This is a genomic window from Corynebacterium sp. HMSC069E04, assembly GCF_001813175.1.
Classification (GTDB): domain Bacteria; phylum Actinomycetota; class Actinomycetes; order Mycobacteriales; family Mycobacteriaceae; genus Corynebacterium; species Corynebacterium aurimucosum.
In genome coordinates this window covers 5,281-5,567 of record NZ_KV811694.1, presented here as the reverse complement: position 1 = coordinate 5,567, position 287 = coordinate 5,281, and the positions used below count along the sequence as shown (strand labels likewise).

The 287-nt window shown below is 64.5% G+C and carries 1 protein-coding gene; it reads right to left on the bottom strand.

Translation table 11 applies throughout. The annotated features are described in order from the left end of the window. A partial coding sequence (locus tag HMPREF2896_RS13105) for a hypothetical protein (protein ID WP_246824019.1) occupies positions 1–287 on the bottom strand: 287 nt, incomplete at both ends.

Here is a 287-nt window from a genome sequence, read left to right as displayed (position 1 = left end):
GAAATCTTCGGCTCACCAGACTCATCACCCGGAACTCGCGGAGTTGTGGGCTTGGTCGGCTTCGTTGGTTCAGTCGGGTCGGTTGGCTTCGTGGGCTTCGTCGGCTCAGTTGGCTTCGTCGGGTCGGTCGGCTCGGTCGGCTCGGTCGGCTCGGTCGGGTCGGTAGGCTTCGTCGGCTCAGTTGGCTTCGTGGGCTTCGTGGGCTTCGTCGGTTCCGTCGGTTCCGTAGGCTCAGTCGGCTCAGTCGGGTCGGTCGGCTCAGTCGGTTCAGTCGGTTCAGTCGGGTC